The following is a 22,102-nucleotide window of genomic DNA, read 5'->3' as shown; positions in this document are numbered from 1 at the left end:
GGGCCCGGGGGTTCACTCCCCCGGGCCCCGTCGGCCGTCGTGCGCCGTGACGCGGACCGCGTCATCCCGTCCGCGTCATCCCGTCCGCGTCACGCGGACAGACGCTCCACCGCCGCCCGCACCCGCTCGTCCGTGGCGGTCAGGGCGACACGGACGAACCGCTCGCCCGCCGGGCCGTAGAAGTCGCCCGGCGCCACCAGGATGCCGCGTTCGGCGAGGTGGGCGACGGTGTCCCAGCAGGACTCGTCGCGAGTCGCCCACAGGTAGAGGCTGGCCTCGCTGTGCTCGATGCGGAAGCCGTGGCCGAGCAGCGCCCCGCGCAGGGCGGTGCGCCGGGCCGCGTAGCGCTCGCGCTGGACGCGGACGTGCTCGTCGTCGCCCAGGGCCGCCACCACGGCCGCCTGCGTCGGCGCCGAGGTCATCATGCCGCCGTGCTTGCGGATCTCCAGCAGCGGACCGAGCACCGCCGGGTCGCCGGCCAGGAAGGCGGCGCGGTAACCGGCCAGGTTGGAGCGCTTGGACAGGGAGTGCACGGAGACGATGCCGTCGTGGGACCCGCCGTTGACGTCCGGGTGGAGGACCGAGACCGGGTCGGCCTCCCAGCCCAGCTCGATGTAGCACTCGTCGGAGAGGACCAGGACGCCGTGCTCACGGGCCCAGGCGACGATCCGGGTCAGCTCCTGCTTCGACAGCACCCGGCCCGTGGGGTTGGACGGGGAGTTCAGCCAGAGCAGCTTCAGGCCCGCCGGGTCCAGCTCGGTCGGATCGTCGTACGCCACGTGGTCCGCGCGCGCCAGGCGGGCGCCGACCTCGTACGTCGGGTAGGCCAGCCGCGGGAAGGCGACCTTGTCGCCGGGGCCGAGGCCCAGCTGGGTGGGGAGCCAGGCGACCAGTTCCTTGGAGCCGACGACCGGCAGGACGTGGCGGTGGGTGATCCCGCGGGCGCCCAGGCGGCGCTCCACCCAGCGGGTGATCGCGTCCCGCAGCTCCGGGGTGCCCCAGACCGTGGGGTAGCCCGGGGAGTCCGCCGCGGCGATCAGGGCCTTCTGGACCGGCTCGGGGACCGGGTCGACGGGGGTGCCCACCGAGAGGTCGACGATGCCGCCGGGGTGCGCGGCGGCCGTCTTCTTGTAGGGCTCCAGCTTGTCCCAGGGGAAGGTGGGCAGCCGGTCGGACACTGCGGACACGGGTACGGGCTCACTTTCTGGTGCGGCACGGGTACGGCACTGGTGCGGCACGGGCACGGAAAACGCCTCGGTCCCGTGCGGCGATCGGGCTGATCGGGCCGTACGGGACCGAGGCGGCGCGGAGCGCGCCGGCCGCTCAGGCCTGCGGCGGGAGCGCGGCGATGAAGGGGTGGTCGCGCTCGATCAGACCCAGCTTGCTGGCGCCGCCGGGCGAGCCGAGTTCGTCGAAGAACTCGACGTTCGCCTTGTAGTAGTCCTTCCACTCCTCGGGAGTGTCGTCCTCGTAGAAGATGGCCTCGACCGGGCAGACCGGCTCACAGGCCCCGCAGTCGACGCATTCGTCCGGGTGGATGTACAAGGACCGCTGGCCCTCGTAGATGCAGTCGACCGGGCACTCCTCGATGCACGCCTTGTCCTTGACGTCGACACAAGGCTGCGCGATGACGTAGGTCACGCTGTCGTTCCTCCTCGATAGGGCGCTGGCGGGCCTCCTCAGGCTCCGCCGCCTGGCGCGCGGGAGCGCGGCGTCGTCGATGCCCGCCCCTAGTATCTCCGTTCTTGGGCATGATCCGAACAGGAGGGGTGAACTGACCTGTGGAAATCTCTGCCGCTGGGCGTCTCGAGGTCCGTATCACCGCTGCTGACGTGGGCAAACGAGTTTCCGTGCGCCGCTTGAGCCACGCCGGTGTCACGGAGGAGAAGTTCACCGACACGGTGGGTGTTCTCGCATCATGGGACGACGGTGTGCTGCTGATCACACGGAAGAGCGGCGAGACCGTCCGCATCGCGGAATCCTCGCTGGTCGCGGGGAAGGTGGTGCCGTCCGCTCCGGCGCGTCGGCGGGGTCCGGCCGCCTCGTACGAGGAGCTGGCGCGGGTCGCCGCGCGGGCCTGGCGGCCCCTGGAGAGCGAGCGGCTGGGCGAGTGGGAGCTGCGGGCCGCGGTCGAGCGGGCGCCGCGCGACGGGGGTCCCGCCGGGCGGCGGGTGGGCTTCACCCGGCGCGCCAACTCGGTGCTGCCGCTCGGCGACCCGGGCGTGCCGCTCGACGAGGCGCTGACGACCGTACGCCGCTGGTACGCCGAACGGGGGCTGCCCGCCTACGTGCAGACCGCGACCGGCGCCGAGGGCACGCAGGAGCTGCTGTGCGCGGAGCTGGAGCGGCGGGGCTGGGTGCGGGAGGTGACCGCCGAGCTGTGGGTCGGGGGGCTGGCACCGGTCGCCGACCGGGGCCCGGAGCCGTCCGGGGTCGTGCTGTCGCGGACGGCCGACGAGGCGTGGCTGGCGCGGTACCGGCGCAAGGGGGCGAGCGAGGTCGCCCTGAAGGTGCTGGAGAGCGGTCCCTCGGTGTGGTTCGCGACGGTGCCCGGTCCGGACGCCCCGGCCGCCATCGGGCGGTGCGTCGTGGACGGGCGGTGGGCCGGTTTCGCGGCGGTCGAGGTGGATCCGGCGCAGCGCCGGCGGGGGCTCGCGACCGCCGTGATGGCCGCGCTGGCCCGGCGGGCGCTGGAGGAGGGCGCGTCGGCGGCCTGGCTCCAGGTCGAGGACGACAACGCGGGGGCCCGGGCGCTGTACGACCGGATGGGCTTCGCCGCACACCACGCCTACCACCACCACCGCGCGCCGGAATCATCGGCTCCGGCCGGTGACGGATCGCCGTGAGCGGGCACGAACCGGTTATGCGTTTCCCCCGTCCCCCGTCACCCGAGCGCTCCGCCGAGCTGCGGCGGCGGTTCGCCGAGGAGGCCCGCTGCGAGCGGCCGGACCTGTCCGCGCTGTGCCTGCTGATCGGCGCGGAGGCGGACGGCGCGCTGGACGAGGCGGGCATGGACGCCGCGCAGGTCGAGCTGGACCGGCTGGCCGGGGAACTCCCCTACCGGCCCGGCTCGCCCCTGGCGTGGGCGCTCGCGCTGCGCGGACTGCTGGGCGAGCGGTACGGCTTCCACGGCACGCCGGGCGACTACCGGCGGCTGGAGTCCTCGCTGCTGCACGCGGTGCTGCGGCGGCGGCGCGGGCTGCCGATCCTGCTGTCGGTGGTGTGGCTGGAGGTGGCCCGGCGGGCGGGGGCGCCGGTGTACGGGGTGGCGCTGCCCGGGCACTTCGTCGTCGGCTTCGGGGAGGCGGAGGAGCAGGTGCTCGCCGACCCCTTCGACGGGGGCCGGGTACTGACCGGCGCCGACGCGGAGCTGCTGGTCGCCGGGGCCACGGGGGCGCCGCTGGAGGCGTCGATGCTGACGCCCGCCGATCCCCTGGACGTCGTGCTGCGCGTCCTGAACAACGTCCGGGCGTGGGCGGCCGCCCGGCCGGAGCGGTCCGACGTGGCCCTGTGGGCGGTGGACCTGTCCCTGCTGCTCCCCTCGCACCCGGCACGGCTGCGGTACGAGCGGGCCCAGGTACTGGTCCGGCGCGGTGACTTCCTCGACGGCGCGGACGAGCTGGAGGCGTACGCCGAGGTGGTGGCCGCGGTGGACGAGCCGGCGGCGGAACACGTCCGCGCCCAGGCCCGAGCGGCACGGGCCCTGCTCAACTAGGGGGTGTCGTTTGGATCTTGCCGGGGCCGCGGGGCCCGGCACGCGCATCTGCGGCGTTGTCGTCGGTTGCCGGGGCTCCGCCCCGGCGCCCTCCTCCGCCTTGCACCCGCACGCACCAGACCCCGCTCGGGCCGGTCCGCAAGGCACCGTTGCCCGGAGCCGGCCTGATCCAAACGACACCCCCTGGGGCCGGCGGCCACCCGTCCGGCCACTCATCTCCTTTGACATAGGTATCTCGGGATACCTGTCATCTCGGGCGTGTCCGACACCCGTGCCCCCGAACAGCGCATCGCACGCGTGGCCTCCGAGCTCGCGGCGTGCCTGCCGGCGCTGCACCGGGCACTGGAGCGGCGGGTCGGGAGCGAGTACCCCCACCCGAAGCCGCCCGAGGGGCAGCTCGCGCTGCTGCGGTTCGTCGCGCGGCACGAGGGCGCCACGGTGGGCGAGGCGGCCACGGCGCTGCTGATGAAGCCCAACAACGTCAGCGCCCTGGTCTCCCAGCTCACGGAGCGGGGAGAACTGGAGCGCCGGCAGGACGGCGCCGACAAGCGGGTCGCCCACCTCCACCTCACGGAGTCCTCGCGGCAGCGGATCGCCGAGGTGCGCGCCCTCGAGGAGAGCCACCTCGGCCGGGCGATGCTGTCCCTCACCGACGGCGAGATGGACGCGCTCGGTTCCGCCCTCGGGGCGCTGAAAGCGCTGACGCACCACCTGCACTCCGCGGCCCGCTGACGCCGGGACCGCGGGGTCGCACGCGTCCTTGCGGCGGCGCGTTCCCGCGGTGACGCGTTCCCGCGTGGCATGTCCACGCGGTGAGCGTCCCGCTTCCCGCTCCCCTTCCCCCGTTCCCCCGCTTCCCGCTCCCTCCCGGACGCACCCCTTCCCGGACGCGGTCCTTCCCGGGGCCGTCCCGCGTCGGCCGCCCCGCGTCCGGTCCTCCGCGCGCCCTTCTCCCGCCGTCCGTGCGATCCGTGCGGTCCGGCCACTCCCCTTCGTCCCTTCTTTCACCCCTTCTTCGCCCCTTCCGAGAAAGAAACGGCTTCCCTCATGGCGTCCACTCCCGTGGATCACTCCGCCCCCGTCACGGCTGCCCCCGTGCAGTCGGGGGCCGCGCGCCGGGGCAACCCCTGGCTCGCTCTGGTCGCAGTGTCGTTCGGCCTGCTCATGGTGCAGCTCGACGGCTCCGTCGTCGCCATCGCCAACCCGGCGATCGGCAAGGACCTCGGGGCCAGCACCGCGGAACTGCAGTGGGTCACCAACTCCTACCTGCTCGCGCTCGCCGCCTCGATGATCCTCGGCGGCACGCTCGGCGACCGGTTCGGCCGGCGCCTGTACTACCTCGTCGGCGTCGGCGGGTTCGTCGTCACCTCGGTCGCCATCGGCCTGGTCGGCAGCATCGAGGGCGTCATCCTCTTCCGCGCCCTGCAGGGCCTGTGCGGCGGCGTCCTGATGCCCAACACCCTGGGCATCCTGCGCGCCGTCTTCCCGCCGAGGAGGTTCGGGCTCGCGGTGGGCATCTGGGGCATGGTCTCGGCCGTCTCGACGTCGCTGGGCCCGATCATCGGCGGTCTGCTCGTCGAGCACGTCGACTGGTCGTGGGTCTTCTACATCAACGCGCCGATCGGTGCCGTCGCGCTGGTGTTCAGCGCGGCGGTCCTCACCGAGTCCAGGAACTCCGCCGGTCACCGGCGCTTCGACATCGCCGGCGTCGTCCTGCTCGCCGCGGGTCTGCTCGCGCTCGTCTTCGGCATCGTCAAGGGCGAGACCTGGGGCTGGACCTCCGCCGGGACCCTCGGCTCCATCGCCCTCGGCCTGGTGCTCCTGGCCGTCTTCTGCCGGTACGAGGCCCGGCAGGAGCACCCGCTGCTGCCGATGCGCCTGTTCCGCGGCCGGTCGCTGACCACCGGCGCCGTCATGACCCTGCTGAACTTCTTCGTCATGCTCGGCGGCATCTTCTTCATCATGCTGTACCTGCAGAACGTGCGCGGCTACACGCCCGTCGAGGCCGGCATCAGCACGCTGCCGATGTCGATCGCCTCGCTGTTCGCCTCCCCGATCGGCTCCCAGCTGACGGCCCGCTTCGGGCCGCGCGTCACGATCCCGCTGGGTCTGGTCCTCTCGGCCGCCGCCATGTTCTCCATGCTCACCTGGACCGTCGACTCGTCCTACGCCACGATGTGGCCGCCCTACCTCGCGCTGGGCCTCGGCGTCGGCATCGTGCTGCCCGCCACCGCCGCCGCGATCATCGGCAACGCGCCCGTCGAGGACGGCGGCGTGGCGTCCGGCCTGCAGTCCACCATGCTGCAGATCGGCGGTGCGCTCGGCACCTCCGTGCTGGTCACCGTGATCGCCGGCAAGGTCGGTTCCTCACTGTTCGGCGAGCTCACCGGGGCGGGCGTCCCGGTGTCCCTGGCCCACGGACTGGAGAAGGCCGAGGACGCCGTCGCGATGGGGATCGCCCCGGTCTCCTCCGACATGCCGGCGCAGCTCAGGGCCGCGGTCGTGGAGGGCAGCGGCCAGGCGTTCGTGAACGGTCTGCACTCCGCCGTCACCGTCACCGGGATCCTGTGCCTGATCGGCGCCGTGGCCGCCTTCGCCGGCATCGAGCGCCGCTCCCGGGAGGCGCGGGACGGCGAGGGGGCGCCGGTGAGCGTCGCCGCCCGCTGACCCGCGACGCACGCGGGGAGGGCGCCCGGTGGGTCACCGGGCGCCCTCCCCGTACCGGGGCGGTCAGCCGCCGCCGGGACCCCGTCGCCGCGGCGGTGCGACCGGGACGCGGGCGATCGGCCCGGCCTCCCCCGGGCTCTTCCCCGGGCGTGGGGGCCGAGTGCGGCGCGTCGGCGGAGGGGGACCCGCACCGCACGAGGTCCGTGAAAGCCCGTGAAGGCCCGTCCGGGCAGGACGGGCCTTCACGGGTTCACGTGTCACGCGGGCGCCGCGGGACGGCCGGCGGTCAGTTCGGGTTGGTCTCTATGACGCCGATGCGCTCCGCCGGGGTCTTGCCGCGCAGAGCCTTGCGCAGCGCGGAGACGACGTCCTGCGGCTGGACGTCGCGCTTCCCGCTGGCGCCCTCGATCTGCACCCCGTCGAAGGTGCTGCCGTACGCCTTGCGGAGCGCCTCGAGGTCGTACGTCTCCACGAGCTTGCCCCCGACGGCCTTGACGCCGAGGATCTTCGGCAGGGACACGGGGCCGAACGGGATGCTGTGCGCCGCGTCGGTCCTGACGGTGACGAGGCCGGACATCGCCGGCTCGGCGAACTCCTTCATCATCCGGTCGACCTCGGCCTTGGAGACCTTCGGCTGCTGGGGAGCCGTCGGGACGTTCACCGCGGCGGTGGCGCCGGTCTCGACCTGGGTGCGGTACGCCTCCGTCACCACGTCGGCCGCCTCGGCGACGTCGATGCCCTGGCCCGCCTTGGGGTAGACGGCCACGGCCTTGCCGGACTCGAACTTGATCGAGCCCTCGACCACCGAGCCGGAACCGCCCGCCGCGTCCTCCAGGGCGGCCTGGAGCTTCTCCTCGTCCACGGGCATGACCGGTTCGACGACGCGGTGGTTGCCGAAGAGCGAGCCGATCACGGAGACCGGGTTGTAGTCGCTCCGGGCGGCCTCGCCGACGGTGGCGTCGGCGTCGAGCTGAAGACCCGCGTTGTCCGGCTCCAGCTCGACGGTCCTGCCGCCGACCGACAGCTTCAGCGGCTTGTCCAGCCGGTCGTCGAGGGCCTGGTCGAGCTTCTTCACGGCCTCGTCGCGGGTGCCGCCGCCGATGTCGACGCCGAGCACGGTGGTGCCCTTGGGCACGTCGGAGTGGTTCATCAGCAGCCCGGCGCCGTAGGCGACACCGGCGAGGACGACCAGGGCGCCGCCGAGCAGGACGAGCTTGTTGCGCCCCTTCTTCTTCGGCGGCTTCGAGGAGCTCGCCGGGGGCGGGGAGACCGGCTCGGGCAGCTTCGGGGGCGTGTGCCCCAGGGGACCGTCGGCGGGGGCGCCGGCGTTGAAGGCCGCGCCCGGCGGCACGACCGGGATGCCGCTGGTGAGGGTGTGCCCGGAGACGTTGTCGTGGCGGACGCCGTAGCCCGGGGTGCCCGGCTCGGGGGCCGGCTGCTGCGGGGTGAGGATCGCGGTGTCGTCGCTCAGGCCGCCGCCGGGGGCGCCGGGCCGGCCCTGCTCGTCGAAGGCCGCGCCCGGGTGGGGCCGGCCGGCGGCGGCACCGGGGCCGGCCGGCGGGGCCATCGGGCCGTCGCCGGTGACCGGACCGCCCGTGGGGCCCGCCGGGCCCTGCTGCGGGCCGCCCGGGCCCCGCCGGCCGCCGCGGTCGAGCCGTCCGGGCCGGCCTGCCTGCCCGTTCCGGCCGCCGGGCCCGTCCCCCGGGAAGTACGGCAGGTCGTCGTGGCCCGGTTCGCCCCCGCCGCCGGTGCCCGGACGCGTACCGCTCGCGGTCCCGCCGGCCAGCGCCTCGGTCACGTCGAACGAGCCGGTGCCGCCGCCGTGTCCGGGGGCCACGGGCCCGCCGGTCGCGCCGGGGAGGCCGGAGCCGTTGGTCCCGCCGGGCCGGGAGCCGCCCGGCGCGTTCATGGAGCCGACCACGCCACCGGGACGCCCACCGCCCGGTCGCGCACCGCCGGGCGCACCGGGACCGGGGGCGGCCGCGGGTGCGGAGCCGGCCGCCGGCCCCCCTGCCGCGGCGCCGCCCGAACCGTTCGGCGCGCCCGATCCGTTGGCGGAGCCGCCGCCCGGAGCGCCCTTGCCCGGCGCCGACTTGCGCGGCGCGAACCAGTCGCTGGCCGGCTTGTCCCCGTCCGGCTGCCCCTCGGGTCCGGTGGACCGGGCGGGCTCGGCGGGAGGCTCGGCCGCGCCCGTGGAGGTGGCGGAGGACGGCGCCGACGCCTCGGCGTCGGGGGCGGCGTTGCCCTCCTTGTCCGCGACGGGCTTGCGCACGACGACCGGCGGGATGGGCCGCGATCCGGGGATGTTGATCCGGATCCGGGTCGTCAGCGTGGTCTCGGTCTTGCGGTCCTCCGGTCGCGCGGCCGGACGGCCCGCGCCCGTACCCTCGTCCGGAATCGCCGGAATCCCGTAGGGCGGGGTGCCCGACGGGTAGGCGGCTCCGCCGCGCCCGTCGGGCCCGGAGGACGGAGTGTCAGTTTCACGACTCAAGGCAGGTTCTCCCGGTTGGCTCCGCCGCCCGTCACGACCTCACGGTGGGGGTCCCCCGGCTCGGGCGAGGCCGAAAGTGCGGGGGAGGCTCGGCGGCGCGCACCACCTTACTGGCCGCGTCCGGCCGGTATTCCAGGACCGCTGAGGAAACCCACACCGGACCCGCACGCCCGTGACACCGCGAAGTGGTACGTCACTTGCCAAGTCGGACGGGACCGCCGTCCGGTTGCCGCCCGGGAGCGAGCGTGGCACAGATCACAGCCACGGCGATGCCGCCGAGCAGGAAGAGGTAGGAACCGCTGCCCGCGGCGAACAGGAAGTCACCTTCCGGACGGCTGGTGGTGAGCAGGATGACGGCGAGCATCCATCCGCCGGCCGCCGCGGCGGCCGCTCCCCGGCTGCGCAGCGCGCGGGCCGCCCCCAGGCACAGGCCCGCCTCGCCCGCGAGGGCGAGCAGCAGCCCGCCCGGGAACCACGCGGGCTGCACCAGCGCCCCGGCCGCGCCGACCACGGCGCCGAGCAGGAGGAGCCCCAGGAGGGCGGAGATCCGTGCGGCGGAGGGCGGGCGCATCGGCTGGGCGAGCAGGGGGCCGCGGTCGCCGCTCACGACGCCTCCCCGGTGCCGATTCCGGCGAACAGGTCGCTCTCGCGCCCCTCGGGACGCTCGCCCCGCACCAACTCGTAGTACTCGGTGGTGAAGAGGGGCTGCGCGAGGTCGTTGGAGAGCACGAAGTACGGCTCGGCCACCGTGATCTGGGTGGCGTGGGCGCGCATCGCGGCGGCCTTGGCGGCGGCGTGGGCGCTTCCGTCGATCGCGGTGGTGACGCGCTCGTCGTCGACGACGCCCGGTACGTCGTCGATGTCGGCCGCCTTGTCGAAGGGCAGGCCGGGCAGGTCGTCGTGGAGGCGCGCGAAGGACCGCTCGGCGGCGGAGCGGGGCACCCGGTTCCAGTAGACCTTGGGGACGTCCCAGCCGGAGCCGGCGGCGAGTTCGACGGCGCGCATGGCGACGCGGTGGGCCTGGACGTGGTCGGGGTGGCCGTAGCCTCCGTCGTCGTCGTAGGTGACGAGGACCTGGGGGCGGATCTCGAGGATCACCTCGGCGAGCAGCCCGGCGGCCTGGTCGACGTCGGCCTGCCAGAAGCAGCCGGGGTCGTCGTTGTCGGGCAGCCCCATCATCCCGGAGTCGCTGTACCGCCCGGCGCCGCCGAGCAGCCGGACGTCCTCGACCCCGAGCGCGCGCATCGCGTCCCTCAGCTCACCGAGCCGGTGCTGGCCGAGGGCCGCCCCGCTCAGATGGGCGAGCTCGGGCGGGATGACCTCCCCGCGCTCACCGAGGGTGCAGGTGACCAGCGTCACATGGGCGCCCTCGGCGGCGTACCGGGCCATGGTCGCGCCGTTGTTGATCGACTCGTCGTCCGGGTGGGCGTGCACCAGCAGGAGACGCCGGGCGGGCAGTTCCGTCATGGGGTCACCTTATGAGGCGGCGCCCTCGTCCTCGTACCGCGGCAGACCGTCCACGGGGATCCTCCGGTCCGCGAGGGTGACCTCCCGGCCGTGGGCGAAGTCCCCGCGGGTGGCGCGGCGGGGCCTTCGGGGGCGGGGCGGGAGCCGGGCGGCGAGGCGGCGGCCGGGGCGGACCGCCGGTCCGGGGACGTTCACCCGCCCGGGCGTGCGCGACCGCGGACGGGAGGGGTGGGGCCCGGTCCCGGCGATTTACTGATTCACGTCACTCGGCGTGGCCGGCCGGACGTACCGTGAGGAGTGATCGCGGCGTCGCGCAGGGTGACCGTCCACGGTTCGTCCGGTGCCGTCCGGGCTGTCGGCACGGCTCCCGCGCGCGGCGCGCGACGGTACGGAACGGCGCCACGGAGGGGCACGCATGTCGGTGAACGGTGAGGCGTTGCGGGTCAGGACCGAGACGGAGCGGACGGACGAGCCGGGCTGGGAGGTGGACCCGGACGACGACTGGGCGCTCGCCGTGGTGGCCACCGTGGGACGGCAGTTGAAGCTCCGCCGGGAGGCGGCGGGGATGCGGGCCGGCGAGTTCGCGGTGGCGGTCGGCTACGGCGAGGACCTCGTCCACAAGATCGAGGGCGGCAAGCGGATCCCCCGCCCCGAGTACCTGGACACGGCGGACGAGGTGCTGAACGCCGGCGGGCTCGTCGCGGCGATGAAGGAGGACGTCAAGAAGGTCCGGTACCCGAAGAAGGTGCGGGACCTGGCGCAGATGGAGGCGCGGGCGGTCGAGCTCCAGCTGTACGACCCGCTGCACATCCACGGCCTGTTGCAGACGCCGGAGTACGCACGTGCCCTTCTGGCGATGCGGCGTCCCGCGTACTCAACGGACGAAGTGGAACGGTTCGTCGCAGCACGAGCGGCACGCAAGGTGATCTTCGAACGGGACCCGGCGCCCGAACTCAGCTTCGTCCTGGAGGAGTGGACGCCTCGTCGGCCGCTGGGCGGGAGGACGACCCTGCGTGGCCAGCTTCAGCACCTGCTCGAGTTGGGACGGCTGCGTAACGTCGAGCTCCAAGTGATGCCGACGGACCGTGATGAGCACGCCGGTGTGGATGGCGGCATCGAGGTGCTCAAGTTCGAGGACGGTTCGGCGATCGGCCGTTCGCCGGCGGTGGCCAACGGACGGCCGGTTTCCGAACTGAGGCAGCTCCGTATCCTGGAACTTCGTTATGGCATCATCCGGGCCCAGGCGCTCACACCGCGTGAGTCGACGGCCTTCGACGAGCAACTGCTGGGGGAGACATGATCCGGAAGACCTCGTCCAGGGACGCCTCCAGCCTGACGTGGTTCAAGAGCAGCTACAGCAGTGGCAGCGAGGGCGACTCCTGTGTCGAGGTCGCCGCCGGGGCCGGTGCCGTCCACGTCCGTGACTCGAAGGACGTCGGGGGCCCCCGGCTGGCCTTCGCCCCCGCCGCGTGGGGCGGCTTCGTGCCGTACGCGGCCGGGGACCGTCCCGCCCTCTCGACCGCACCCCTCGGACGACCGTGAACAGCGAGAAGGGAAACGCCGGCCAGACGCTCACGTGAGCAGCCCAGGAGCAGCGAGGGCCGGGATGCTCACGCTTCCACGTGAGCGCACCGGTCCGGTGCCCGCGGTCTGCGCCGCTCCTCCCCGGAGTCCCGTCAGCCGTCCTGGAGGCGCGGGAAGGGCCGGTCGGCCTCCAGCTCGAACGCGAGCTCCAGCAGGGTCCGTTCGGCGCCCGGCCGGCCGGAGAACATGACGCCGACGGGGAGCCCGTCCGCCGTGGTGCTCGCGGCCGGTACCGAGATCGACGGCGTCCCGACGACGTTGTTGACCGGGGTGAAGGCGACGTAGGCGAGGATCCGCTCGATCAGCGTCGGGTACGGGACCGCCGGGCTGAGGTGACCGAGCGGCGGCGTGGTGTGGGCGAGCACCGGCGAGAGGACCAGGTCGAGCCCGCGGAACGCCGCCGCGTACGCCTCCCGCGTGCGCTTCAGCCTCCGCACCACGCCCGGCGTGCGCTGCCAGTTGTTCACGTACAGCTCGCGCAGTCCCCGGCTGAGTCCGTCCATGCGGCGCCGGTCGAAGTCCGCGCCGAACGTCCTGCCGGTGAGGCCGATCAGGAACGACAGCAGGCCCCAGTAGGTGAGGAAGTCCCGGGTGAAACGCGGGTCGATCGACAGCTCCACCGGTTCCACCGTGTGGCCGAGCCGCTCCAGCCGCCGTGCCGTCTCCGTGACGGCCGTCCGGGTGGCGTCGTCGGAGCGGACGCCGTTCGGCGAGTCCAGCACGAGCCCGATGCGCAGCCGCCTTTCCGAGGGGCCTTCGACCAGGCCGACGGGCGGCAGCTCGGGGTTGCGCCAGTAGGTCTCGGCGGCGGCGAGGAACGCGGCGCTGTCCCGCACGGAACGGCTCACGACGCCGTCGGTGACGAGGTCGATCGGCAGTTGGCGGCCCAGCGCGTTCGGCACCACCCGGCCGCGGGTCGGCTTCAGCCCGACGAGCCCGCAAGCGGCGGCGGGGATCCGGATCGAACCGCCGCCGTCGTTGGCGTGCGCGATCGGCACCGCTCCGGCGGCGACGAGTGCCGCGCTGCCGCCCGACGAACCACCCGCCGAGTGGCCCGTGTGCCACGGATTGCGGACGGGTTCGGCCTCCTCGTACTCCGTGGTCGGACTGAACCCGAACTCGGGCAGCCGGGTCTTGCCGAGCACCGTGACGCCGGTGCTCAGGAACTGGCGGACGAACGGGGCGTGCCGTCGTGCGGCCCTCGGCGCGAACGCGGCGCTGCCGTGACCGGTGGGCAGCCCCCGGTAGTCGGTGTTGTCCTTGACGAAGGTCGGCACCCCGGCGAGGGCGCCGGCGGACCCGGACTCGTGCACCGGAGGGTCGAGGTGCACCTGGACGGCGCGGAGCCGGGCCTCGACGGCCCTGACCCTGGCCGCCGCGTCACGGGCGGCCTCGGCGGCGCCGACCTCGCCCCGGCGGATCGCCCGGGCGAGGCCGACGGCGTCGTGGTCGCCGAGGGCGTCGTCCCGGAAGACGTGCACCCTGGTCTGTTCCTCGAAAGTCGTCACCGGTGACTCCGCCCTGAACGCGTGAAGGATCGCCCGCCATCATTCCTTACCGGCGAGTAACAGGCGAGGGGGTGCGGCGCACGGGTCCGGACCGCAGGAGGACGGCGGCAGCGGCCGGGCGACGGCTGCGCGGACGCGCGTCCACCGCACCGGGCACCGCCCCGAGCCGTCCCCTCCCGGTCGCCGCCCCGGTCGTCGCGTGTTCCGGGTCCGGGGCCTGCGGAGTCCGATGCGGGGAATCCGGGTGGGGGGACGGACGGGACGTGGACTCCGGCCGGCGCCCGGGAGTTGCCTCGGGCCCGGCCGGAAGACGGGTCGCTCAGAAATTGATGCTGCCGATCATCCCCGCGATGTTCGTCGTGAGCTCGCTGATGGTGGGCGCCACCGTCGACGAGGCGAGGTAGAAGCCCAGCAGCATGCACACGACCGCATGCCCGGCCTTCAGTCCTGACTTCTTGATCAGCAGGAAGACGATGATCGCCAGCAGCACCACCGCCGAAATCGAGAGTGCCACGGCGGCTCACCTCCAAGGATCCCAGGACGCGGGGGGTAGGAATATGGGGGGCAGATAAATCCACGCACGAGCCAGCAGGTTCATACCCACTATGCGCTAACGATCATAACTATCCGTACGTGCGCATCGGTCGGCGCACAGCCGCACAAGGGGGCGCATGGCCAATATGGTCAGGGCATGACGACTGAGGCTGACTCCTTCCCCCGGCGGCACGCCCGCACCCAGCGCTTCACGCTCGGCGCGCCGCGTTCGTTCACCGTGGCGCCCGACGGTTCACGTGTCGTGTTCCTGCGCTCCGGTTCCGGTACGGACCGGGCCAATTCGCTCTGGGTCCTCGACACGGAAGGGGGCGGGGAGCGCGTGGCGGCCGACCCGCACGCCCTCCTGGGCGGGGCCCGCGAGCAGCTCTCCGCGGAAGAGCGGGCACGGCGCGAGCGGAGCCGCGAGGGGGGTGCCGGCATCGTCGGCTACGCCACCGACGCGGCCGTGGAGTTGGCGTCCTTCGCCTTGTCCGGGCGGCTCTTCACGGCCGAACTGCGGGCCGGGACGGCGCGTGAACTGCCCGTACCGGGGCCGGTGATCGACCCGCGGCCGTCGCCCGACGGGCGCCACGTCGCCTACGTCGCCCGGGGCGCGCTGCGGGTGGTGGCGGCCGAGGGGGAGGACGACCGCGCGCTCGCGGCCCCCGAGGCGGAGGGCGTCGCCTACGGACTGGCCGAGTTCATCGCGGCCGAGGAGATGGGGCGTTCGCGGGGCTTCTGGTGGGCTCCGGAGTCGGACCGGCTGCTCGTGGCGCGCGTGGACGACACGCCGGTCGAACGGTGGTGGATCGCCGATCCCGCCCGTCCGGAGCGTGAGCCGAGCCGCGTCCCCTACCCGGCGGCGGGCACCGCGAACGCGGACGTGCGGCTGTTCGTGATCGGGCTGGACGGAGTGCGCACGGAGGTCTCCTGGGACCGGGCGCGCTACCCGTACCTGGCACGAGTGCACTGGTCAGCGGCGGGTGCGCCGCTGCTGCTCGTCCAGTCGCGCGACCAGCGCGGGCAGCTGATCCTGGCCGTGGACCCGGATTCCGGGGCGACCCGGATGGTGCACGCCGACGAAGATCGAAATTGGCTGGAACTTTTCCCCGGGGTTCCGTGCTGGAGCCCCTCCGGGCAGTTGGTGCGGATCGCGGACGAGGGGGGCGCACGACGGCTGGCGGTCGGCGAACGGCCTCTGACCGGTCCGCAGTTGCACCTCCGCGCGGTGCTGGACGTCTCCGACGACGACGTCCTGGTCTCCGCGTCCGCCGGCGAGGAGGCGGACGAGCCGGAGATCGGCGAGGTGCACGTCTACCGGGTGAACGAGCTGGGCGTGGAACGCCTCTCCCAGGAGCCCGGCGTCCACTCGGCGGTACGCGCCGGCGGGGTGACCGTGCTGGTCTCGGCGACGCCGGATCGGCCAGGTTCGCGGGTGCGGATCCTGCGTGACGGGAAACCGACGGCCACTGTCCCCTCGTACGCCGAGGATCCCGGTATGTCCCCCCGCGTGACCCTGACCCAGGGGGGCGCACGCCGCATTCCGTGCGCCGTGCTTATGCCTCGGGACTACGCCGGTGACACCCCCCTGCCGGTGCTCATGGACCCCTACGGCGGTCCGCACGGGCAGCGGGTGCTCGCCGCCCACAACCCCCACCTGACCTCGCAGTGGTTCGCCGACCAGGGCTTCGCGGTGATCGTCGCCGACGGCCGCGGCACCCCCGGCCGCTCCCCCGCCTGGGAGAAGTCCGTCAAGGACGACCTGGCCGCGGTCGTCGTCCAGGACCAGGTCGACGCGCTCCGGGCCCTCGCCGCCGACTTCCCCCTCGACCTGGACCGCGTCGCCATCCGGGGCTGGTCCTTCGGCGGCTACCTGGCGGCCCTCGCGGCGCTGCGCCGCCCGGACGTCTTCCACGCGGCGGTGGTGGGCGCCCCGGTCACCGACCTGCGCCTGTACGACACCCACTACCAGGAGCGCTACCTCGGGCACCCGGGCGAGCAGCCGGAGGTCTACCGCCGCAACTCGGTGATCGACGACGCGGGCCTGGTCGACGCCGCCGAACCGCACCGCCCCATGATGATCATCCACGGGCTGGCGGACGACAACGTGGTGGTCGCCCACTCGCTGCGCCTGTCCTCGGCGCTGCTGGCGGCCGGCCGGCCCCACGAGGTGCTGCCCCTGTCCGGCGTCACGCACATGACCCCGCAGGAGACGGTCGCCGAGAACCTGCTCCGCCTCCAGCTCGACTTCCTCAGGCGCTCGCTGGGGCTCAGTGCCGGCTGAGCACGGCGGCGGGCCGGGACGACATGGCGCGTCCCGGCCCGCTTACGGCACCCGCACGGCCGTACGCTGTTCAGCCTCGCGTGTCCGTATATCGGAACCGCTTCCGTGGAGTTGCTTCCGCGTTAACGCGGTCGGCGTCCGTTCGCGCGGCTACGGCGGACCCTCGCGGTCCCCCTGCGGCACCACGTGTCTCTCCTGCGCGAAGTGGCAGGCCGAGTCGTGGGCGGCCGGGCCGCCGGCCGTCCGGAACTCCTCGGGGACCGCGAGGGCCGGGACCTCCACGGCACAGCGCTCCCCGGCCTTCCAGCAGCGGGTGCGGAAGCGGCAGCCGGAGGGGACGTCCGCCGGGGACGGGACGTCCCCGCTGAGGATGATCCGTTCGCGGTGCTCCCGGGCCCGCGGGTCCGGCACGGGCACGGCGGACAGCAGCGCCTGGGTGTACGGGTGGGTGGGGTGTTCGTAGATCTCGGTGTCGGTGCCGGTCTCCACGATCCGGCCGAGGTACATCACCGCGACCCGGTCCGAGATGTGCCGGACGATCGACAGGTCGTGCGCGATGAAGACGTAGGAGAGCTCGAACTCGCTCTGCAGCCGGTCCATCAGATTGATGACCTGGGCCTGCACCGAGACGTCCAGCGCCGAGACCGGCTCGTCGGCGACGATCACCTCGGGGCGCAGCGCCAGCCCCCGCGCGATGCCGATGCGCTGGCGCTGGCCGCCGGAGAACTGGTGCGGGTAGCGGTTGACGTACTCCGGGTCGAGGCCGACGACCTCCAGCAGTTCCTGGACCCTGCGGCGCCGGTCGCCCTTGGGGGCCGCCTCGGGATGGATCTCGTAGGGCTCCCCGATGATGTCGCCCACCGTCATACGGGGGTTGAGGGAGGTGTAGGGGTCCTGGAACACCATCTGGATGTTGCGGCGGACCGCCTTGAGGGCCCTGCCCGACAGCCGGGTGATGTCCTCGCCCTTGTAGCGGATCGAACCGGCCGTCGGCCGCTCCAGGTTGACCAGCATCTTCGCGACCGTCGACTTGCCGCAGCCGGACTCGCCGACGATGCCCAGCGTCTCGCCCCGGCCGAGGCCGAAGTCCACGCCGTCGACCGCGCGCACGGCGCCGACCTGCTTCCTGAACACCACCCCCCGGGTCAGCGGATAGTGCTTGACCAGGTCGCTGACCTCGACGATCGGCTCAGCCATCCAGGCACTCCCTCCAGAAGTGGCAGGCGCTCCCCCGGGTCTGCGAGACCTCGTACAGCGGGGGCTCGTCGGTGCGGCAGACGTCCCGGGCCAGCGGGCAGCGGGGGTGGAAGGCGCAGCCCGGCGGGATGCGCGTGAGGTTGGGCGGCAGGCCCTTGACGGCCTGGAGCTGCCGGCCCTTGAGGTCCAGGCGCGGGACGGACTCCAGCAGGCCGCGGGTGTAGGGGTGGGCCGGGGCCCGGTAGATGTCGTGCACGGGGGCCGACTCGACGATGCGGCCCGCGTACATCACGGCGATGCGGTCGGCGACGTCGGCGACCACGCCCAGGTCGTGGGTGATGAGGATCAGGCCCATGCGGTACTCCCGCCGGAGCTCCGCGAGCAGGTCCATGACCTGTGCCTGGACGGTGACGTCGAGGGCGGTGGTCGGCTCGTCGGCGATGATCAGGGCCGGCTCCAGGGCCAGCGCCATCGCGATCATGATGCGCTGGCGCATGCCGCCGGAGAACTGGTGCGGGTACTGCCCCACCCGTTCCCGGGCGGCGGGGATGCGCACCCGGTCCATCAGCTCGACGGCCCTGGCCCGTGCCTCCTTGCGCGACATGCCCCGGTGCACGGTGAACATCTCACCGAGCTGGTCGCCGACGGTGAGCACGGGGTTCAGGGACGACAGCGCGTCCTGGAAGATCATCGCCATCTCGGCGCCCCGGACCCTGCGGCGTTCGTCCTCCTTCAGCCTCAGCAGGTCCCGCCCCCGGAAGACGACCTCGCCGCCGGTGATCCGGCCGGGCGGCGTGTCGAGGATGCCCATGACCGCCTGCGCGGTCACCGACTTGCCGGAGCCGGACTCGCCGAGCACGGCCAGCGTCTCGCCCGCGTCCACGCCGTAGCCGAGGCCGTCGACGGCCTTGGCGATCCCGTCCCGGGTGCGGAACTCCACGTGCAGGTCCCGGACTTCGAGCAGCACGGCGGCTCACCTCAGTTTCGGGTCGAGGGCGTCGCGCACCGCGTCGCCGAGCATGATGAACGCCAGGACGGTGACCGCGAGGGCCCCGGAGGGCCACAGCAGCGCGTGCGGGGCGTTGCGGACGTACGGGGAGGCGGCGGAGATGTCGATGCCCCAGGAGACGCTGGGCGGCTTCAGGCCGACGCCGAGGTAGGACAGGGTGGCCTCCAGGGCGATGTACGTGCCGAGCGCGATGGTCGCGACGACGATGACCGGGGCGACGGCGTTGGGGGCGATGTGCCGCAGCACCAGCCGGGCGTGGGAGGCGCCGAGCGCCCGCGCGGCCTGGACGTAGTCGTTCTGCTTGGCGGTGATGACGGCGCCGCGGGCGATGCGGAAGATCTGCGGCCAGCCGAGCAGCACGATGAAGCCGATGACCGGCCAGACGGTGTCGCTGGTGATGACGGACAGCAGCACCAGTCCGCCGAGGACGACCGGGATGGCGAAGAAGACGTCGGTGACCCGGGACAGGAGCGAGTCCCAGACGCCGCCGAAGAACCCGGCGAGGGCGCCGAGGACGCTGCCGAGGACGGCGACGCCGAGGGTGGCGAGGACACCGACCGCCACGGACGTGCGGGCACCGTGGACGGTGCGGGTGTAGACGTCGCAGCCCTGGCCGTCGAAGCCGAAGGGGTGGCCCGGCCGGGCGCCCTCCTGCGCGTGGGCCAGGTCGCACGCGAGGGGGCTGCCGGGGGCGATCGCCGAGGGCCACAGGGCGATGAGGACCAGGAAGCAGATCACCAGCCCGGAGACGACGAAGACGGGGTTGCGGCGCAGGTCGCGCCAGGCGTCGGACCACAGGGAACGGGGCCTGCCCCGCGGTCCGGAGCCGTCCGGGCCGTCCGGGCCGTCCCGGCCCTTCCGGCCGCCCGGCGCCCTCTCGAGGGTCTCCGTCCCGTCCGCGCCCAGGTCCACGGTGCCGCCCACGCCGGTCACCGCGACGACGCGCTCGGGGTCGTAGTGCTGCTCAGACATAGCGGATCCTCGGGTCCAGTACGGCGTACAGGAGGTCGACGACGAGGTTGGCGACCAGGAACACCAGCACGAGCACGGTCACGAAGCCGACGACGGTCTGGGTGTTCTGGCGCAGGATGCCCTGGTAGAGCTGGTAGCCGACGCCGTGGATGTTGAAGATCCGCTCGGTGACGATCGCGCCGCCCATGAGGAAGCCGACGTCCGCGCCGATGAAGGTGACCACGGGGATGAGGGAGTTGCGCAGCAGGTGCCGGGTGACGACCCGGTGCCGGGGCAGGCCCTTGGCGACGGCGGTGCGGACGTAGTCGGAGTGCCGGTTCTCGGCGATGGAGGTGCGGGTCAGCCGGGTGACGTAGGCGAGGGAGACGGAGGCCAGCACCAGACCGGGCAGGACCAGCTCGCCGAACGGCGCCTCGGCGGAGACCGAGGGCCGGATCCAGCCCCACTTCACCCCGAGCAGCAGCTGGAGCAGCAGGCCGGTGACGAAGGTGGGCACGGAGATGACGACGAGGGTGAGCAGCAGGACGCCGGTGTCGACGGGGCGGCCCCGGCGCAGTCCGGTGAGCACGCCGAGGGTGACGCCGACGACGATCTCGAAGAAGACCGCGATCAGGGTGAGCCGGAGGGTGACGGGGAACGCCGTCGCCATCAGCTCGGTGACCTCCTGGCCGTTGAACGCCGTGCCGAAGTCGCCGGTGAAGACGTTCCCCATGTAGGTCAGGTACTGCTGCCAGACCGGCTGGTCGAGGCCGAACTCCGCCCGCAGCCGGGCGGCGGTCGCCGGATCGCAGCGGCGCTCGCCGCACAGGCCCGCGACGGGATCGCCCATCACGTTGACCATGAGGAAGATCAGCAGCGTGGCTCCGGCGAACACCGGGACCATCTGGAGCAGACGCCGGACGACGTAGCGCCCCATGGCACTCAGCTCACCCTGATCTGGTCGTACACGGGGACGCTGAAGGGGTTGAGCCGCACGTCGGACAGCCGCTCGGACCAGCCGGCACTGCCGTTCTGGTACCACAGCGGAATGGCGGCCATGTGGTCGCGGACGACCTGCTCGGCCTGCTGGAACAGGCCGACGGACCGGGCGGCGTCGGTCTCCTGGTTGGCCCGGTCGACGAGACCGTCGAAGTCCTTGTTGGACCACCCGCCGTCGTTGGAGGAGGCGTCGGTGTAGTAGAGCGGCTGGAGGAAGTTCTGGATGAGCGGGTAGTCCATCTGCCAGCCGGCGCGGAACGGGCCGGTCATCTTCTGCCGGGTGATCCGGTCGCGGAAGTCGGCGAAGGTGCCGACCGGGTTGCCGGTGCAGGCGCGTTCGTCGCCCAGCGCGTTGTTGATGGAGTTGCAGACGGCGTCGACCCACTGGCGGTGGGAGCCGGTGTCCGCGTTGTAGGTGATGGTGACGCGGCCCCCGGGCAGTCCGCCGCCCTCCGCGATGAGCCTCCTGGCCTCGTCCGGCCTGTACGCGCAGGCCTCGCCGCACAGGCCCGCCTTGAAGCCGCCGTCCTCGCCGAGCACCGGGGAGGCCCAGTCGGTCGCCGGGGTGCGGGTCTTCCGGAAGATGGTGTCGGTGATCTGCTCGCGGTCGATCGCCATGGACAGGCCCGTGCGGACCTTCTCCATGCCGGGTCTGCTCCAGTTCTCGTCGTAGTAGGGGAAGGCGAGGGTCTGGATGATGCCGGCGGGGGTGTTGAGGTAGCGGTCGCCGAGGTCGTTCCCGACGTTCTTCAGCTGGGCCGCCGGGACGTCGTCCACCAGGTCGAGGTTGCCGGCCAGCAGGTCGGTGTAGGCGGTGTTGTTGTCGGTGTAGACCTTGAGGTCGACGCCGCCGTTGCGCGCCTTGTCGGGGCCGGGGTAGTCCTCCCACGTGCGCAGGGCCATCTGCGAGCCGCGCGTGTAGGAGTCGACCAGGTAGGGGCCGTTGCCGACCGGCTTCCTCACCCAGGCGTCGTGGTCGTCGAAGAAGGCCCGGGGCAGCGGGGCGAACGCGTTGTAGCCGAGGGTGTCGGGGAAGCCGGAGAACTTCTGGGAGAGCGTGACGGTGAAGGTGCGGTCGTCGACGACCTTCAGCCCGGAGAGGGTGTCGGCGGTCTGCTTGCCGCCGCCCTCGGGGTGGACTTCGTCGTAGCCCTCGATGTAGCCGAAGAAGTAGGAGTTGCGCTGGTTGTTCCTCAGGGCGGCGCCGTAGTTCCAGGCGTCCACGAAGGACCGGGCGGTGACCTTCTCGCCGTTGCTGAAGGTCCAGCCGTCCTTGACGGTGATGGTGAAGTTCCGCGAGTCCGAGGTCTCGATCCTCTCGGCGAGCATGTCCTTCGCCTCGCCGGTCTCCGGGTCGTAGCGCTTGAGCCCCCGGAAGATCATGTCGAGGACCTTGCCGCCCTGGACCTCGTTGGTGTTGGCCGGCTCCAGCGGGTTCTGCGGGTCGCCCCAGGAGGCGCTCAGCACGGCGTCACCGTCGCCGGCGCCCCCGCCTCCGCAGGCCGTCGCGACGAGGGCGGCCGCCACCGCGCAGACGGCCCAGGGGGTGTGCGTGGCTCGGCGCATGGGTGCCTCCTCGTACGTGCGCGGTGGTGCGCTGCCCTGTGCGCTCAATATCCGCGCAGAAGGGGCACGGCGCACACGCACGAGGGCTGTACGGGGGCCGGACGGGGGCCGGACGGGGGGCTCCGGCCGG

Annotated in this window: 20 protein-coding genes; 7 read left to right on the top strand and 13 right to left on the bottom strand. The window is 73.2% G+C overall.

The window, feature by feature from the left end; translation table 11 throughout:
* Positions 1-89: 89 nt before the first annotated feature.
* Both GL259_RS25360 and fdxA read right to left on the bottom strand, forming a co-directional pair.
* A complete protein-coding gene (locus GL259_RS25360) occupies positions 90-1,187 on the bottom strand; it encodes a bifunctional succinyldiaminopimelate transaminase/glutamate-prephenate aminotransferase (protein ID WP_159535633.1) in 1,098 nt (365 codons plus the stop codon).
* Positions 1,188-1,323: 136 nt separating this feature from the next.
* On the bottom strand, positions 1,324-1,641 hold the full coding sequence (gene fdxA, locus GL259_RS25355) for a ferredoxin (RefSeq protein ID WP_004926152.1): 318 nt from the start codon (positions 1,639-1,641) through the stop codon (positions 1,324-1,326).
* 140 nt (positions 1,642-1,781) lie between these two features.
* Between fdxA and GL259_RS25350 the strand changes: the two genes are divergently transcribed.
* The 4 genes from GL259_RS25350 (at position 1,782) to GL259_RS25335 (ending at position 6,382) form a co-directional block, all read left to right on the top strand.
* Complete coding sequence (locus GL259_RS25350) at positions 1,782-2,846, top strand: GNAT family N-acetyltransferase (RefSeq protein ID WP_159535632.1); 1,065 nt, start codon at positions 1,782-1,784, stop codon at positions 2,844-2,846.
* A gap of 17 nt (positions 2,847-2,863) precedes the next feature.
* The gene (locus GL259_RS25345) at positions 2,864-3,715 is read left to right on the top strand and encodes a transglutaminase-like domain-containing protein (protein ID WP_159535631.1); all 852 of its coding nucleotides are present in this window, start codon (positions 2,864-2,866) and stop codon (positions 3,713-3,715) included.
* A gap of 258 nt (positions 3,716-3,973) precedes the next feature.
* Positions 3,974-4,447, top strand: coding sequence for a MarR family transcriptional regulator (locus GL259_RS25340; RefSeq protein WP_159535630.1), 474 nt, complete (start codon positions 3,974-3,976; stop codon positions 4,445-4,447).
* Between the two features lie 315 nt (positions 4,448-4,762).
* Entirely contained in the window at positions 4,763-6,382 is a 1,620-nt protein-coding gene (locus GL259_RS25335; protein ID WP_159535629.1) for an MFS transporter, read from the top strand.
* Between the two features lie 286 nt (positions 6,383-6,668).
* Here the strand turns inward: GL259_RS25335 and GL259_RS25330 are convergent, their stop codons facing one another.
* The 4 genes from GL259_RS25330 to GL259_RS25315 all read right to left on the bottom strand — a co-directional run bounded on the left by GL259_RS25330 (position 6,669) and on the right by GL259_RS25315 (position 10,535).
* A complete protein-coding gene (locus GL259_RS25330; protein WP_159535628.1) occupies positions 6,669-8,873 on the bottom strand; it encodes a hypothetical protein in 2,205 nt (734 codons plus the stop codon).
* 193 nt (positions 8,874-9,066) lie between these two features.
* Positions 9,067-9,444 carry a DUF6113 family protein gene (locus tag GL259_RS25325; RefSeq protein WP_159538962.1) on the bottom strand — a complete coding sequence of 126 codons (378 nt, stop codon included), beginning with the start codon at positions 9,442-9,444 and terminating at the stop codon, positions 9,067-9,069.
* Between the two features lie 32 nt (positions 9,445-9,476).
* Positions 9,477-10,340: an N-acetyl-1-D-myo-inositol-2-amino-2-deoxy-alpha-D-glucopyranoside deacetylase gene (gene mshB, locus GL259_RS25320; protein ID WP_159535627.1), complete on the bottom strand. Its 864-nt coding sequence runs from the start codon at positions 10,338-10,340 to the stop codon at positions 9,477-9,479.
* A gap of 9 nt (positions 10,341-10,349) precedes the next feature.
* On the bottom strand, positions 10,350-10,535 hold the full coding sequence (locus GL259_RS25315; protein WP_159535626.1) for a hypothetical protein: 186 nt from the start codon (positions 10,533-10,535) through the stop codon (positions 10,350-10,352).
* A 220-nt stretch (positions 10,536-10,755) separates the two neighbouring features.
* On the opposite strand from GL259_RS25315, the gene GL259_RS25310 reads away from it, so the two are divergent.
* Complete coding sequence (locus GL259_RS25310; RefSeq protein ID WP_159535625.1) at positions 10,756-11,640, top strand: helix-turn-helix transcriptional regulator; 885 nt, start codon at positions 10,756-10,758, stop codon at positions 11,638-11,640.
* A complete protein-coding gene (locus GL259_RS25305; RefSeq protein ID WP_159535624.1) occupies positions 11,637-11,882 on the top strand; it encodes a DUF397 domain-containing protein in 246 nt (81 codons plus the stop codon). The genes GL259_RS25310 and GL259_RS25305 overlap by 4 nt, the downstream gene beginning before the upstream one ends.
* A 134-nt stretch (positions 11,883-12,016) precedes the next feature.
* Here the strand turns inward: GL259_RS25305 and GL259_RS25300 are convergent, their stop codons facing one another.
* Together GL259_RS25300 and GL259_RS25295 are read right to left on the bottom strand one after the other, a co-directional pair.
* Positions 12,017-13,432: an amidase gene (locus GL259_RS25300; protein ID WP_159535623.1), complete on the bottom strand. Its 1,416-nt coding sequence runs from the start codon at positions 13,430-13,432 to the stop codon at positions 12,017-12,019.
* Positions 13,433-13,751: 319 nt separating this feature from the next.
* Positions 13,752-13,946, bottom strand: coding sequence for a hypothetical protein (locus GL259_RS25295; RefSeq protein ID WP_159535622.1), 195 nt, complete (start codon positions 13,944-13,946; stop codon positions 13,752-13,754).
* 177 nt (positions 13,947-14,123) lie between these two features.
* On the opposite strand from GL259_RS25295, the gene GL259_RS25290 reads away from it, so the two are divergent.
* Positions 14,124-16,250, top strand: coding sequence for a prolyl oligopeptidase family serine peptidase (locus GL259_RS25290; protein ID WP_159535621.1), 2,127 nt, complete (start codon positions 14,124-14,126; stop codon positions 16,248-16,250).
* Positions 16,251-16,400: 150 nt separating this feature from the next.
* On the opposite strand, the gene GL259_RS25285 is transcribed toward GL259_RS25290, so the two are convergent.
* The 5 genes from GL259_RS25285 to GL259_RS25265 are packed head-to-tail and all read right to left on the bottom strand — an operon-like array spanning position 16,401 to position 21,972.
* Positions 16,401-17,447 carry a dipeptide ABC transporter ATP-binding protein gene (locus GL259_RS25285; protein WP_159535620.1) on the bottom strand — a complete coding sequence of 349 codons (1,047 nt, stop codon included), beginning with the start codon at positions 17,445-17,447 and terminating at the stop codon, positions 16,401-16,403.
* The gene (locus GL259_RS25280) at positions 17,440-18,414 is read right to left on the bottom strand and encodes an ABC transporter ATP-binding protein (RefSeq protein WP_159535619.1); all 975 of its coding nucleotides are present in this window, start codon (positions 18,412-18,414) and stop codon (positions 17,440-17,442) included. The genes GL259_RS25285 and GL259_RS25280 overlap by 8 nt, the downstream gene beginning before the upstream one ends.
* A gap of 6 nt (positions 18,415-18,420) precedes the next feature.
* Entirely contained in the window at positions 18,421-19,428 is a 1,008-nt protein-coding gene (locus GL259_RS25275; protein WP_159535618.1) for an ABC transporter permease, read from the bottom strand.
* Positions 19,421-20,344 (bottom strand): ABC transporter permease, encoded by a 924-nt coding sequence (locus tag GL259_RS25270; RefSeq protein WP_159535617.1) that lies wholly within the window; start codon positions 20,342-20,344, stop codon positions 19,421-19,423. The genes GL259_RS25275 and GL259_RS25270 overlap by 8 nt, the downstream gene beginning before the upstream one ends.
* 5 nt (positions 20,345-20,349) lie before the next feature.
* Positions 20,350-21,972: an ABC transporter substrate-binding protein gene (locus tag GL259_RS25265; RefSeq protein WP_159535616.1), complete on the bottom strand. Its 1,623-nt coding sequence runs from the start codon at positions 21,970-21,972 to the stop codon at positions 20,350-20,352.
* Positions 21,973-22,102 lie beyond the last annotated feature (130 nt).

This window comes from Streptomyces sp. Tu 3180 (assembly GCF_009852415.1).
Classification (GTDB): Bacteria; Actinomycetota; Actinomycetes; order Streptomycetales; family Streptomycetaceae; genus Streptomyces.
This window is presented reverse-complemented; position numbering and strand designations above follow the sequence as displayed.

Bases quoted from the DNA above. Each gene is read 5' to 3' on its own strand.
- mshB (WP_159535627.1), bottom strand. From the start codon at position 10,340: ATGACGGAACTGCCCGCCCGGCGTCTCCTGCTGGTGCACGCCCACCCG.
- GL259_RS25310 (WP_159535625.1), top strand. From the start codon at position 10,756: ATGTCGGTGAACGGTGAGGCGTTGCGGGTCAGGACCGAGACGGAGCGG.
- GL259_RS25305 (WP_159535624.1), top strand. From the start codon at position 11,637: ATGATCCGGAAGACCTCGTCCAGGGACGCCTCCAGCCTGACGTGGTTC.
- GL259_RS25275 (WP_159535618.1), bottom strand. From the start codon at position 19,428: ATGTCTGAGCAGCACTACGACCCCGAGCGCGTCGTCGCGGTGACCGGC.
- GL259_RS25270 (WP_159535617.1), bottom strand. From the start codon at position 20,344: ATGGGGCGCTACGTCGTCCGGCGTCTGCTCCAGATGGTCCCGGTGTTC.
- GL259_RS25325 (WP_159538962.1), bottom strand. From the start codon at position 9,444: ATGCGCCCGCCCTCCGCCGCACGGATCTCCGCCCTCCTGGGGCTCCTC.
- GL259_RS25345 (WP_159535631.1), top strand. From the start codon at position 2,864: ATGCGTTTCCCCCGTCCCCCGTCACCCGAGCGCTCCGCCGAGCTGCGG.
- GL259_RS25290 (WP_159535621.1), top strand. From the start codon at position 14,124: ATGACGACTGAGGCTGACTCCTTCCCCCGGCGGCACGCCCGCACCCAG.
- GL259_RS25265 (WP_159535616.1), bottom strand. From the start codon at position 21,972: ATGCGCCGAGCCACGCACACCCCCTGGGCCGTCTGCGCGGTGGCGGCC.
- GL259_RS25285 (WP_159535620.1), bottom strand. From the start codon at position 17,447: ATGGCTGAGCCGATCGTCGAGGTCAGCGACCTGGTCAAGCACTATCCG.
- GL259_RS25335 (WP_159535629.1), top strand. From the start codon at position 4,763: ATGGCGTCCACTCCCGTGGATCACTCCGCCCCCGTCACGGCTGCCCCC.